Below are 12,408 nucleotides of genomic sequence, written 5' to 3'. Positions count from 1 at the left end.
GGGGATGAGGTGGGGGCCTGTCGAGGGAACGGGATGGTGTTCCCTCAGGGGTGCTGTTCCGTCGGGGTGGTGGTTTCGCGGAGGAGTGAATCAGCAGTCTCTTGTGGGCTTACCCGGGCGAACAGCGCTGAACAGGCGGCCATAGCACGCCATGAGATGACATCCCGCAGACCGGCGTGATTCCCCATCTGCTTACCCCTATGGCCGGAGTGTGACGTGGCGTGGCGGAGCAGGGCGTCGGTGCGGTCGGGGCAGGCGCGGCCTGACTGGCTGCCGCTGCTGTTCGCGCTGAGCGGTGCCAAGGCCGACGAACGTCAGGTGTTGCTGAGCCTGCTGGCGACCGCGCCCGGGTGCCGGCCGAGCGTCTGGAGCAGACGATCATCCTCGATCGGCAGTACTGCGGTTGTGGATTCGCGCAAGTACTGGTCGAGGGCGTCGTCAGGCTCCTGTGCTCGGGCCGCAGCTGCGAGGTGGAATGGCCCAGTGAGCATCTCGTCAAGCCGTTTGCGTCAGACCATCGAGTTGATCAACTAGACCTTGAAGGGCCAGTTCGATCTCGAACGATACGGCGGTCTTGCCCCGATCGGCGGCACTGTCCGCATCTTCGTCACGATTCTGGCCCTGGTTGCGGCGATCTGGCATAACGAGGACACCGGCTAACCGATCAAGAGATCACTGACCCGCTAGAACCACTGACAGGAGCCAGACCCGCTTGGACTCGATCATCTAGGTGGTGGGGGAAGGCGGGCGGAGCTGGTCGCCGGTCCAGGTGGGCTCAAGCGTGGAGGCGGAGGGCCTTTGCGAGGGCGGCCAGGCGGTGGGGGGAGGCGAGACCTGCGTGATAGAGGTGGAATTCCGTTGCGCCGGCCTTGGCGTATGTCCTCAGCTGGTCGGCCAGGACCTCTGGGTCGGCGGGGCGGGGTGGGAGGGCTAGCACGTAGGCGCCGATTCGCTGGTCACGGGTGGCGAGGTTTTTCAAGTGGGCTAGGCGGGTGGCGTCTGTGATGGGGTCGCCCCAGCAGTTGGCCACCAGGGCGTCCGCCTGCGGCTCGCCGTCCGGGAGGGGGGCGAAGGCGCCGGTTGCCCAGGGGTCCGGGTTGGCGTGGAGGGTGATGGGGACGTTGGGGGCCGTTCTTCTGGCGACGGCGATCAGGCGGCGGCGGAGGGTTGCCGACTGGGCTACGCGGATGGCGCGTACTTCGTTGGCGAGAGGGCCGAGAGCGTCTTCGGCGGTTGCGGGCTTGGTGCCGGTTATGGCGGCCGTGAGGGGGGTGCTATCCGTAGCGTTTGAGGCCAGTGAGGGCATCGAGGCCGGTGAGGACATTGGGGCTTCTGAGGGCGTTGAGGCCGGTGAGGGCCTTGAGGCCGCTGAGGGCGTTGAGGCCCCTGGCGGCATCGAGGGCGTGGTGCCGCTTATATCCGTTGCGATTGCGACGTCGTTCATGGTGGTGGGGGGCGTGGTGTCGGGCCTGCCGGGTGCAGTGGCCGGCGTGGTGGTTGTGCGGGTGGTGGCGTCTATGGCGGCGCGGACTGTGGCTCTTGTTGGTTCTGGGTAGAGGGGGGCGCAGCTTGTGCAGAAGCAGAGGGAGAGTAGGTCGATGTCCGCGGGGGTCCAGTCTGCGCCGGATGTCTTCTCGTGGACGGATTGGTGGCCGAAGCCCATCGGGCCGCAGGCCTCCAGGATCAGGCCGTCGGGCTCGGCTACCTCGAGGATCTCCTGGACCAGGTGCTCGCAGTACTCGATGACGTCCTCGTGGGCTGGGCACAGGGCGTACGGGTACGGGTCGCCGAAAGCGTTGCGTACGACCAGGTCGGGGTGAGCCGAGCCGAGATGCGAGTTGTGCGTGAGGACGGTCCAGGCGTGTACCTGGAGGCCGACCGCCTTCAGTGCGTCTCTGGCCTGGAGGTAGGCGTCGGCGGGAGTCCAGGTGGGGGTCGCGGGGACCAGGCGAGACCAGGACGATGGGCGGATCGGGAGGTAGAAGGCCGGGTACGGCACATCGAGGACGCGGTGGGCGGGGTGGTACGGCGTGGCTGCCCTGGTCGAGTGATACATGGCTGCCAGGGCGACCGTTTGCACGCCGAGGTCGGCCAGGCGGCCGGGGGCTGATGGGTCTCCGACCACGTCCCAGGGGTAGAGGTAGGCGACGTTCATCAACGGGGTCTCCTTGCCGACGGTCATCAGTGGGGCAGTTGGCGGGCATTTACGAGCGAGATGGCTCGCCTCCGCTGGCATTCACAGCGAGTTAGTTCGCTTTGCGGCATTCGCCAGCGGGTTGTCATGTTGACGTTCGAGGTAAGTCTTCCGGCCGGTTGTCGTCAGCGGGCATGCGAGGTGAGGCTTGGGGGCTCGACGGGGTCGGGCTTGAGGTTCGGGCGGGGTTGGGGCTTTGGGGTTCGGGCGGGGTTGGACGCGAAGTTCGGGCGAGGTGGGCTCGGGTTCCGGCGGGGTTGGGGTCGGGGCTCGGGCGAAATGGGGCTCCGGGTTCGCGAGCAAGGGGGCCTTGCGGTTCGGCGGGTGGGGCTCTGGTTTCAGGTGGGGTCGGGACGGCGCCCGGGGCGAGGCGGGAGTTTGGGGTTTGCGGGTGAGGTGGAGCTTGGGTTCGGCGGGGTGGGGTTGGTCGTTCGGGTGGGTTGGGACGGCGCTCGGGCGAGGTGGGAGCTTGAGGTTGGCAGGTGAGGTGGGAGCGTGGGGTCCGGTGGGAGGGGCTTGTGGCGGGGGTTGTTGCGTGGCTTTGAGCCGGTATCCGCCGGTGGGCTTCTTCCTAGGGGGAGTGCCGATGTTCGCTAAGGGGTTCTTCCCGGGAGGAGCCGGTGTTCGCCGGTCTGCTTCTTCCGGGGAAGGGGTCATCGTTCGCTAGCGGAGTTTCTCTCGGGGAGGAGGCGATGTTCGCCAGCGGGGTTTCGCCCGGGAGGGGTCGAGGTTCGCTGGCGGGGCTTGTTCCGGGGAGGGGGCAGCGTTCGCTAGCGGGGTTTCCCTTGGGGAGGGGGCGGTGTTCGCCAGCGGAGCTTCTCCCGGAGAGGAGCCGGGGTTCACCAGCGGGGTTTCTTCGGGGAGAAGGAGGGGTCGAAGCGTTGCATGTACGACGTGTCGTCCCGCGAGCTGATCCCGCACTTCTCGTACTGCTCGTTCATCACCGCCAGCGCGTCCCTGTCGAGTTCCACGCCCAGGCCGGGGGTGGTGGGGACGGGGACGGCGCCGTTCACGAAGCGGAGGGCGCCGGGCTGGATCACGTCCTGGCCGTCCTGCCAGGGGGTGTGGGTGTCGCAGGCGAACGTGAGGTTCGGGGTGGCGGCGCCGAGGTGGGTCATGGCGGCCAGGCTGATACCGAGGTGGGAGTTGGAGTGCATCGACATGCCGAGGCCGAAGGCGTCGCACATGGCGGCGATGTGCGACGAGCGTACGAGGCCGCCCCAGTAGTGGTGGTCCAGGAGGAGGACGCCGATGGCGCGGGAGGCCATCGCAGGCGGGAAGTGCTCGGGGGTGACGACGCACATGTTCGTGGCGAGCGGCATGGGGACGGAGGCCGCCACCTCGGCCATGCCGTCGATGCCGGACGTCGGGTCCTCCAGGTATTGGAGGACGCCGTCGAGCTCCCTGCCCACGCGGATCGAGGTGGCGACCGACCAGGCGGCGTTCGGGTCGAGGCGGAGCGGGGTGTCGGGGAACGCCTCGTGCAGGGCGCGGATCGCGGCAATCTCCTGGTCCGGCGGGTGGACGCCGCCCTTGAGCTTGATCGACTGGAACCCGTACTCGTTGATCAGGAGCCGCGCCTGCTCGACGATGCCGGCTTCGTCGAGGGCGGAGCCGAACCTGTCCGGGTCCTCGCCCGGGTGGCCGGCCCATTTGTAGAACAGGTACGCGCTGTACGGGACGGCGTCCCTGACCTTGCCGCCCAGGAGGTCGGAAACCGGGACGCCTGCCGCCTTGCCGCGAATGTCCAGGCAAGCCACCTCGAAGGGGGAGAAGACGCGGTCGATGCTCTTCTCCGTGGTGGCGGCGCCGGTGAGGCCGTGCAGGTCGTGCACGGTGCCGCCGACGATCGCGGCGATCCGGGCGTACATGGTGTTCAGGGCGTGGACGTCGAGGCCGATCAGGGCCTGCGCGGTCTCGCGGACCTTGCCGAGGTGTTCGAGATCGCCATAGGTCTCACCCAGCCCGGTCAGGCCTTCGTCGGTGACGACCTCGACAATGGTACGGAGGGCCCAAGGCTCGTGGACTCCGGCGGCGTTCAGGAGCGGCGGATCCCGGAAGGCTACGGGGGTGACGTGGATCTGCCTGATGATCATCGCGTGCCGTCCATATATGTGAACGATAGCCAGATTTGTGGACAAGTAGCCGCAACTGTAAGAATCAGATTGAAGAAGTGTCAAGACTCCGAAGGGCCATTCGATGATCTACGGACACGACCCCAGGACCGGCGAGACCGTGGGCGCCGCCCTGCCCGAGACCGACACCGCCGGGGTCGACTTGATCGTCTCTGCCGCGGCCGCCGCCGGGGCGGCCTGGCGGGCGACCCCGGCCGCCGAGCGGGCCGTCGCGCTGGAGGCTGTCGCCGACGCGCTGAGCGCGCACGTGGACGAGCTGTGGCAGCTCGCCGACCAGGAGACCGCGCTCGGCGAGGTACGGCTGCGCGGCGAGGTCGCGCGCACGGCGGGCCAGTTCAGGCTCTTCGCCGAAGTGATCAGGGACGGCGGTTACCTGGAAGCCATCATCGATCACGCTGACCCTTCGCTCACGCCGCCCAGGCCGGACGTGCGCCGCATGAAGCACGCCCTCCAGGGCGTCGTGGCCGTGTTCGCCGCGAGCAACTTCCCGTTCGCGTTCTCCGTGGCCGGCGGCGACACCGCCTCCGCGCTCGCCGCCGGCTGCCCCGTCGTCGTCAAGGCGCACCCCGGGCACCCCAACACGTCCGAGCGCGTGGCGAAGATCGTCCGGGAGGCGCTGCCCTACCCCGACCTGCTCGGCCTCGTCCAGGGCATGCAGGCCGGCGCCGACCTCGTGCAGCACCCGAGCGTCGTGGCGGCCGGGTTCACCGGGTCCGTGGCCGGCGGCAAGGCCATCCAGAAGCTGATCGACGAGCGGGAGGTGCCGATCCCGTTCTACGGCGAGCTCGGCAGCGTCAACCCCGTGGTCGTGCTGCCGTCCGCGCCCGTGCAGGAGGTGGCCGGCGGGTTCGCCGCCTCGCTGACGCTCGGAGTCGGGCAGTTCTGCACCAACCCCGGCCTCATGTTCGTGCCCGAAGGGGACGAACTGCGCAAGGCGCTCGTGGAGGCCGTCGAAGGCACCAGCGGCGGCCCCATGCTCGCCGAGCGCATCAGGGACGGCTACCTCGGCGGCGTCGAGCGGCTGGGACAGTTGCAGCTCCTGGCCGAGGGCAAGCCCGGAGAGGGCAGCCTGGCGGTCACGCCCAAGGTGTTCACCGCCGACCTCGAGACGTTCGCCTCGAAGCTGCCGCAGATCGGTGAGGAGTGCTTCGGGCCGGCGTCGATCGTCGTGACCTACCGGAACGTCTCCGACCTGCGGCCGGTGCTCGAACAGCTCGAAGGGTCGCTGACGGCCACCATCCACGGCACCGAGCCCGGCGAGGCCGGCGAGGTCGCCGAGGTGCTGGGCAAGAAGGCCGGACGACTCATCTGGAACGGGTGGCCGACCGGGGTGGCCGTGTGCTGGGCCATGCACCACGGCGGGCCCTGGCCTGCCGCCACGACCAGCTACACCTCCGTCGGGGCCACGGCGATCGGGCGGTGGCTGGCGCCGACCGCGTACCAGGACTGGCCCGAGGAGCTGCTGCCCGACGAGCTGAAGGACTCGAACCCGCTGTCCGTTCCGCAGCGGGTGGATGGTCGGTTGCAGGTGTGAGTGACTGAGTGAGGGGTTCATCCCGGCTGGGGTGTTCGCCGGTCTGGTGGTGCGGAGGTTCTGTGCTGCCGTGATGGCGGTGCGGGACCGCGGGTGCCGTGGTGGTCCGTGGTCCCGTGGTGGTCCGTGGCCTCGTGGTGCTGCGGGGCCGTGGATGCCGCCGTGGTGGGGCGGGGCCGCGTGTGCTGTGGTGGTGCGTGGTCCCGTGATGCTGCAGTGGTGCGGGATCCCGGGGTCCCGTGATGGCGCGGTGGTAGTGCGGGACCGCGGGTGCCGTGATGCTGGGGCAGGGCCGCGTGTGCCCTGGTGGTGCGGGATCCCGGGGTCCTGTGATGGCGCGGTGGTGGTGCGGGACCGCGGGTGCCGTGATGGTGGGGCGGGGCCGCGTGTGCCGTGGTGGTGCGTGGTCCCGGGATGTCGCAGTGGTGCGGGATCCCGGGATGCCGTGATGGCGCGGTGGTGGTGCGGGGGCCGCGGGATGCTGCCGTGGTGGGGTGGTTTGATCGGCTGCCGCGCATTGGGTCGGTGGCGCCTGGGTGAGGGTGCTCGGGTCCTGTTCCTGGCTGGGGTGATTGTCCTGGTATGGGGGATGCGGCCTGCGCGGTTGATCCCTGTTACGGGTATGGCGTCCTCAGGGGTGAGGGCGCCACGCGAAATTCAGGGTCAGTCGTGGGGGAGTCGGGCTTCGCCTGCCGGTAGGTGGACGGCGGTTTCGACGAGCTTGTGGAGCTGGGCTCTGGGGATGGTCTGGCCGGGGGTCTGGAACGTCCAGCGGAGGAAGTCCTCCACGTTCATGGCGGGGATGTCGCCGAGGTAGGGCTGGATGTAGGCGGGGGTGTTCGGTTCGATGCGCCAGCTGTCGGTGAGGGGGCCGATGTTCAGCGTGTCGTAGCCGAGGAGGTCCAGCAGGTCGGCCGCCTCTGCTTTGGCGGCTGGGTGGTCGCCGGCTATGGGGAGGGCGCTGCGGTCGGGGCGTCGGCGGGGCGGGCGAGGGTGATCAGCTGGTGGGGGGTGATGGTGTTGAACGCCTTCACCACGCGCGAAGCTTTGAGGTGGCGCTGTAGGAGGGCGCTGGAGGTCAGGTCGCCTGTGTCGAGTGCGGGCAGGTGGCCGTCTCGCTCGGGGTAGTAGTTCGACGTGTCCAGCACCGTCTTGCCGGCCAGGGCTCGGGCGGGGAGATGGTGGTGGGCCTTGAAGGGGATGGCCGCCACCACCAGGTCCGCGGCGAGTGCTGCTTCAGAGGGGGTGGCTGCTCTGGCGTGTTCGCCCAGGTCCGCGACGAGGTCGGCGAGGGTTTCCGGGGATCTTGAGTTGCTGAGGACGACATCGAGGCCGGCTGCGAGAGCGAGACGGGCGAGGGAAGAGCCGATCAGGCCGCTGCCGATGAGGCCGAGGGTTCGGAACATGGTTCATCCAAGTCGGTCGCACGATTATTGAGGAAAGCTTGTGGGGGTTGCGGGTGCTCGGCCAGGGCCCTGGTATGCGTACTCACGGGGTGATCACCCGGACGTAGGGTTGGCGCGTGGATGAGCGGGCCGAGTTGCGTGAGTTCCTCAAGTCGCGGCGGGCGCGGCTGCGTCCCGAAGATGTCGGGATGCACGACTACGGTGGGGTGCGGCGGGTCGCGGGGTTGCGGCGGGAGGAGCTGGCGCGGCTCGCGGGGGTGAGCGTGGCTCATTACACGCGGCTGGAGCAGGGCAAAGCGGACAGCGTCTCCAATGAGATCCTGGACGCTGTGGGGGCGGCGTTGCGGCTCGACGGTGATGAGCTGGCCTACCTGCATCGGATCGCGCGGCGGCCGACGCCTTGTGCGGCGGCGGCGAGCGGGATGGTGCCGCAGAGTGTGGAGTATCTGCTGCGGTCGTTCGTGATGACGCCGGCGCTGGTCGTGGGCCGGCACACGCAGATCGTCGGGTGGAACCGGCTGGCGGTGGAGGTATTCGGTGACTTCTCCGCGCTGCCTGAGAGTCGTCGTACGCTCTCGCACCTGCTGTTCACCGAAGGGTATTTCCGCGAGCTGTATCGGGGCGGCTGGGAGGGGGCGGCTCGTGAGCATGTGGGGCATTTGCGCGTTCTGCTGGGGAGGTATCGCGGGGATGCCGGGCTGGTGGCGCACATCGATCACATGCGGGAGCTGAGTGCGGAGTTCGCTCGTTTGTGGGCGGAGCAGCCTGTCGCTCGGGTCAGGTCCCGGGTGTACGTGCTGCATCACCCGGTCGTGGGGGAACTGACGCTGCACGGGGAACTGGTCAAGCTTCCTGAAGAGCCGTCGTGTTACGGGCTGGATCTGTTCGCCGCCGAGCCGGGGTCCGTGTCCGAGGAGGCGTTGCGGAAGCTCGCTGGTTGGCCGGTGTAGGCGGTAACGGCTCTCGAACGTAGGCGCGGAGGCTCTCAGGCGTAGGGGCAAGCGTCAGAGGGGACGCTGCTGCAGCGTGCACGAAGGAAGGCGCCTGGGTGTCTGAGTGAGCGGCGCCGGTACCCCGTGGGTGAGCCAAAAGGTGGGCGGCGGCCTCGTAAAAGGGGACATGGCAGGCGCGCCGCCGGGCCGGACGGAAGGATGAGGACGCCGTCCAGCCGCGTCAACGACCTCTGCCTATCGGATCCCTTCCCGCCGAAGTGTGGCCGCCAGCTTCCTGGTGTGTTTGATGACCGCTTCGGTGATCTGCTCGACCTCGGCCGGGGCGAGGGCGGCGGGCATGGAGCAGCTGATCGCGTCGGTGGCGGGGATGCGGTAGTCGACGGCGACGGCCACGCACGCCACCCCCAGCGTCCCCTGCTCCCTCTCGTACGACCATCCCCGGGTGCGGACCTGGTCGAGCTCGCCGGTCAGTTTGGCCAGGTCGGTGATCGTGTGGTCGGTGAGCGGGGTCAGCGGCTCGGGCAGCAGGGCGATGACCTCGTCGTCGGTGAGCTGGGCGAGCAGGACCTGGCCGAGCGCGGTGACGTGGGCGGGCAGTCGCCGGCCGACGCGGGGGATGATGTGGTCGGCCTCGCGCGACTCCCTGGTGGCCAGGTAGAGGACGTGGGCGCCGTCGCGGCGGGCGAAGTGCACGGTCTGCCCGATCTCGTCCCGGAGGTCTTCCAGGCAGTCCTGGGCGAAGGGGAGCGCGGGGTCCTTGTCGAGGTACGCGGTGCCGGTCAGCAACGCGTGCGGCCCGATGCCGAACGCCGACCGGGCGGAGTCGGTCTCCACCCAGTTGAGCTCGACCAGTGTGCGCATGAGGGCGTGCAGGCTGCTGCGGGGAAAGCCGGTCCGTTGCTGGAGCTCCGAGAGGGTGAGGTGGTCGTGCGACTCGGCGAGCGTCTCCAGGATGCGTACGGTCCGCTCCGCGGACTTGACCAGCGGGGGCTGCTCCATGCTCATCCCATCTAGTAATCCTTCGGCGGCTTCAAAGATCCAGGATATGGGATACCGTCCAGATACGTGGACGACTAACCCTTGACCGCGCCGCTGGTCAGCCCGCGCATGAACTGCCGCTGGAACGCCAGGAACGCGATGATCGACGGCAGCAGCGCCAGCAGCGAGGCCGCCAGCAGCACGCCGATGCCGACCTCCTCGTCCGACCGCAGCGAGCGTAGCGCGATGGGCAGCGTCCACATGTCCGACTCCGGCGCGACGATCAGCGGGAGCAGGTACTGGTCCCAGATCATGGTGAAGCCGAAGACGCCGATCACGCCGAGGGCCGGGCGGCACAGCGGCACGATGATGGTGGCGAAGATGCGCAGCTCGCCGGCCCCGTCGATGCGGGCCGCCTCCTCCAGCTCGACCGGCACCTCCTTCATGAACTCCGTCATCACGAGGATCGAGAAGCCCCAGGCCCCGACGGGCAGGATCATGCCGGCGTACGTGCCGATGAGGTTGATGTGCAGCAGCGGCAGGTCGGACAGGACGAGCGAGAGGGGGATCGCGATGATCTCCTCGGGGAGCATCATCGTGGTGAGCATGAGCAGCAGCACGAACGTCATGCCACGGAACTTCTTGCGGGCCAGCGAGTACGCCGCGAAGACGCTCACCAGCATCTGCAGGAGCAGGCCGAAGCCCACGACGATGAAGGAGTTGAGGAGGTAGAGGTAGACGTTCTTGTCCTTGGCCTGGATGAAGTTCTCGAGGGTGAACTCGTCCGGCCAGAGGGAGAAGGAGGTGGGGTCGAGGGTCTTGTTGAAGGCGCTGATGAGCAGGCCGATCAACGGGCCGGTGAAGACGACCACCATGAGGGTATAAATGATGATCTTTCCGGTTGTCGCCACTGGGCCGCGGCGTGACTCCAGGCCCAGGGCGCTGTCGAACCTCATGATGCCTGCCTCCTCCGCATCACCTGCACGATCACCGTGAGCACCAGCGTGGCCAGGAACAACACGATGCCGCCCGCCGAGGCGACCCCCAGCTCGTTCTTCTGGAACCCGAGCTTGTAGATCAGGGTCATCAGCACCTCGGACGACCCGTTGGGCCCGCCGTTCGTGAGCACGTACACCTCGACGAACACCCGCAGGCCCCGGATGGCGGCCAGCGTGAACAGGATCCAGAACACCGGCCGCAGCGCGGGCAGCGTGATGTGCCGCAGCCGCCGCCAGGTGGAGGCGCCGTCCACGGCGGCGGCCTCGTACAGGGAGCGGTCGACGCCGACCAGCCCGGCCAGGAAGATCATCATGTCGTACGGCGTCCCGCGCCAGATGCTCATCAGCATGATCGACCACAGCGACGAGTGCTCGCTGGCCAGCCACGGCTGCGCGTCGATGCCGAGCCAGCCGATGACGATGTTGAGCATGCCGCTGTCGGCGGGGTGGAACATGATCCGCCACACCTCGGCCACCGCCGCCATGGTGGTGACGACGGGCAGGAAGGCCGCGGTCCTGACGAACCACAGGTAGCGGGCGGGGCCCTCGATGAGCAGGGCCAGGACGAGGCCGAGCACGATGGAGCCGATGGTGGTGCCCAGGGCCAGGACGACGCTGTGCCAGATGGCGGCCCCGAACTCGGAGTCGGAGATGATCGTCTGGTAGTTCTGGAGGCCGACCCACTCGTCACCGAGGAACGTCTGGACCTTGAACAGGCTCTTCCACAGCCCCACGAACATGGGGATGAACTTGAAGTACAGGAAGAGCAGCAGCGCGGGCGCCAGGAACAGCCAGGCGATCAGCGGCCCCCGCCACCGCACCGAGCGCGGTGGGTGGCCAGGGGTCGCCGTCCGGCGGGGCGCCGGGGCGAGGGTGGAGGTCATGACGCTTTCTGGCTCTGCAGTTCCTGGGTGAGCTTGGTGTTGAGCTCATCCATCGCCGTCTTGACGTCGGCGGTGCAGTCGGCCCAGACCGCGTTGATCGTGTCGGCGGAGGTCTGGCGGATCGGCGCCCAGTTGGGCACGGGCGGGGCGTAGACGGCGTGCGCGTACGACTCCTGGAACACCTTCCAGCGCGGGTCCTGCCGCTCGGCCGACATGTCGACCGTGGTGTTCACGGGCAGACGGACGATGGCGCCGTTGGCGTCCTTGTTCATGCCGATCTTCTGGCCCTCGGGCGAGATGGCGAACTCGGCGAACTTCTTCTGGGCGTCCTTGTTCTGGGAGCCGGCCATGAGGTAGACGTTCTCGCCCTCGCCGAGGGTGCCGGGGCCGCCGGACGGGCCCTTCGGCACGGGCAGCACCTCGATCTTGTCGGTGCCGATGCTCTTGACGAAGCGGGCCAGCACGTACGGGCCGACCAGGTAGATGCCGCCCTGCCCCTTCTCGAACACCTCGTGCGTGACGGTGGTGTCGTTGCTGACGGCGCCGGGGTTGACGGTCTTGGTCTTGCAGAACTGGTCCTGGAGGTACTGCACGGCCTCGACGGTCTTGGGGTCGTTGACGGTGGCGGCGTACTTGCCGTTGCCGGTGGCCTTGATGAAGTCGCCGCCGTTGGCGTAGATGAGCGAGGAGGCGTACCAGGAGGCGTAGCCGCGCTTGGTGCCGGCGGGGGCGACGAAGCCGGCGGTGTCCTTCTTCCCGTTGCCGTCGGGGTCCTGCTCGGTGAACGCGACGGCCAGTTTCTGCAGGTCCTCCCAGGTGGTCGGGGGCTCCATCTTGACCTTCTCGCGCCAGTCCTTGCGTACGATCAGCGCGAACGCCTGGGCGGAGAACGGGGCGGCATAGTACTTGCCGTCGCCGCCCGCGGCGGCCTTCCACGCGGTCTCGGCGAGCTGGTCGCCGCCCTTCAGCGAAGCCTTGTCGACTTCCTGCAGCCAGCCCTGGGTGTGCATGTTGCCGAGCTGGGCGGTGTCGTTGATGACGATGTCGGGCAGTTGTTTCTGCGCCGCCTGCTGGTTGAGTTTGGTCTCGAAGTCGTCGAAAAGGGCCACGACTTTCGTTTTCACGCCGCTGGCCTTGGTAAAGGCGTCAGCGAGCTTCTTGGCGGTCTTGGCGGAGTCCGAATCGGGCGCCTGCCTGATCCAGATCTCCAGAGTGTTGTCCGAACCTGATGATCCACCGGAACCGCAGCCTGTCAGTCCAACGGCCAGAGTCGCGGTGATCGCGACTCCCAGCAGACGACGTGACATCAGACCGCCTCCTGTTCAC

At 68.2% G+C, this 12,408-nt stretch carries 11 protein-coding genes; 3 read left to right on the top strand and 8 right to left on the bottom strand.

Annotated elements, in window-relative coordinates; translation table 11 throughout:
* Nucleotides 1-537: 537 nt before the first annotated feature.
* On the top strand, nt 538-660 hold the full coding sequence (locus KIS93_RS67955; protein WP_268966888.1) for a hypothetical protein: 123 nt from the start codon (nt 538-540) through the stop codon (nt 658-660).
* A 115-nt stretch (nt 661-775) separates the two neighbouring features.
* Here KIS93_RS67955 and KIS93_RS48675 read toward each other — a convergent pair whose 3' ends face one another.
* The gene (locus KIS93_RS48675; RefSeq protein ID WP_186404858.1) at nt 776-2,155 is read right to left on the bottom strand and encodes a hypothetical protein; all 1,380 of its coding nucleotides are present in this window, start codon (nt 2,153-2,155) and stop codon (nt 776-778) included.
* Between the two features lie 878 nt (nt 2,156-3,033).
* Nucleotides 3,034-4,290, bottom strand: coding sequence for a glucarate dehydratase family protein (locus tag KIS93_RS48670; RefSeq protein WP_080042060.1), 1,257 nt, complete (start codon nt 4,288-4,290; stop codon nt 3,034-3,036).
* Nucleotides 4,291-4,393: 103 nt separating this feature from the next.
* On the opposite strand from KIS93_RS48670, the gene KIS93_RS48665 reads away from it, so the two are divergent.
* Nucleotides 4,394-5,863, top strand: coding sequence for an aldehyde dehydrogenase (NADP(+)) (locus KIS93_RS48665; protein ID WP_080042059.1), 1,470 nt, complete (start codon nt 4,394-4,396; stop codon nt 5,861-5,863).
* Between the two features lie 663 nt (nt 5,864-6,526).
* On the opposite strand, the gene KIS93_RS67950 is transcribed toward KIS93_RS48665, so the two are convergent.
* Nucleotides 6,527-6,658: a hypothetical protein gene (locus KIS93_RS67950; RefSeq protein ID WP_281262001.1), complete on the bottom strand. Its 132-nt coding sequence runs from the start codon at nt 6,656-6,658 to the stop codon at nt 6,527-6,529.
* Between the two features lie 152 nt (nt 6,659-6,810).
* On the bottom strand, nt 6,811-7,269 hold the full coding sequence (locus KIS93_RS66490; protein ID WP_246005477.1) for an NADPH-dependent F420 reductase: 459 nt from the start codon (nt 7,267-7,269) through the stop codon (nt 6,811-6,813).
* A 116-nt stretch (nt 7,270-7,385) separates the two neighbouring features.
* Between KIS93_RS66490 and KIS93_RS48655 the strand changes: the two genes are divergently transcribed.
* Entirely contained in the window at nt 7,386-8,219 is an 834-nt protein-coding gene (locus KIS93_RS48655) for a helix-turn-helix domain-containing protein (protein WP_080042057.1), read from the top strand.
* Between the two features lie 237 nt (nt 8,220-8,456).
* On the opposite strand, the gene KIS93_RS48650 is transcribed toward KIS93_RS48655, so the two are convergent.
* The 4 genes from KIS93_RS48650 to KIS93_RS48635 form a co-directional block, all read right to left on the bottom strand.
* On the bottom strand, nt 8,457-9,227 hold the full coding sequence (locus tag KIS93_RS48650; RefSeq protein WP_155128404.1) for an IclR family transcriptional regulator: 771 nt from the start codon (nt 9,225-9,227) through the stop codon (nt 8,457-8,459).
* A 68-nt stretch (nt 9,228-9,295) separates the two neighbouring features.
* On the bottom strand, nt 9,296-10,156 hold the full coding sequence (locus KIS93_RS48645; protein WP_080042056.1) for a carbohydrate ABC transporter permease: 861 nt from the start codon (nt 10,154-10,156) through the stop codon (nt 9,296-9,298).
* A complete protein-coding gene (locus tag KIS93_RS48640) occupies nt 10,153-11,082 on the bottom strand; it encodes a carbohydrate ABC transporter permease (RefSeq protein ID WP_080042055.1) in 930 nt (309 codons plus the stop codon). Before KIS93_RS48640 ends, KIS93_RS48645 begins: the two co-directional genes overlap by 4 nt.
* Nucleotides 11,079-12,389: a sugar ABC transporter substrate-binding protein gene (locus tag KIS93_RS48635; protein WP_080042054.1), complete on the bottom strand. Its 1,311-nt coding sequence runs from the start codon at nt 12,387-12,389 to the stop codon at nt 11,079-11,081. The genes KIS93_RS48640 and KIS93_RS48635 overlap by 4 nt, the downstream gene beginning before the upstream one ends.
* Nucleotides 12,390-12,408: the final 19 nt, after the last annotated feature.

The organism is [Actinomadura] parvosata subsp. kistnae, from assembly GCF_900323885.1.
Taxonomy (GTDB): Bacteria; Actinomycetota; Actinomycetes; order Streptosporangiales; family Streptosporangiaceae; genus Nonomuraea; species Nonomuraea composti.
The sequence above is the reverse complement of the archived record's forward strand: the minus strand, read 5'-3'. Positions and strand labels throughout refer to the sequence as shown.

Excerpts from the sequence above, each read along its gene's own strand:
- KIS93_RS67950 (WP_281262001.1), bottom strand. The coding sequence starts at position 6,658 with ATGAACGTGGAGGACTTCCTCCGCTGGACGTTCCAGACCCCCGGCCAG.
- KIS93_RS48635 (WP_080042054.1), bottom strand. The coding sequence starts at position 12,389 with ATGTCACGTCGTCTGCTGGGAGTCGCGATCACCGCGACTCTGGCCGTT.
- KIS93_RS48675 (WP_186404858.1), bottom strand. The coding sequence starts at position 2,155 with ATGAACGTCGCCTACCTCTACCCCTGGGACGTGGTCGGAGACCCATCA.
- KIS93_RS66490 (WP_246005477.1), bottom strand. The coding sequence starts at position 7,269 with ATGTTCCGAACCCTCGGCCTCATCGGCAGCGGCCTGATCGGCTCTTCC.
- KIS93_RS48645 (WP_080042056.1), bottom strand. The coding sequence starts at position 10,156 with ATGAGGTTCGACAGCGCCCTGGGCCTGGAGTCACGCCGCGGCCCAGTG.
- KIS93_RS48640 (WP_080042055.1), bottom strand. The coding sequence starts at position 11,082 with ATGACCTCCACCCTCGCCCCGGCGCCCCGCCGGACGGCGACCCCTGGC.
- KIS93_RS48670 (WP_080042060.1), bottom strand. The coding sequence starts at position 4,290 with ATGATCATCAGGCAGATCCACGTCACCCCCGTAGCCTTCCGGGATCCG.
- KIS93_RS48665 (WP_080042059.1), top strand. The coding sequence starts at position 4,394 with ATGATCTACGGACACGACCCCAGGACCGGCGAGACCGTGGGCGCCGCC.
- KIS93_RS48650 (WP_155128404.1), bottom strand. The coding sequence starts at position 9,227 with ATGAGCATGGAGCAGCCCCCGCTGGTCAAGTCCGCGGAGCGGACCGTA.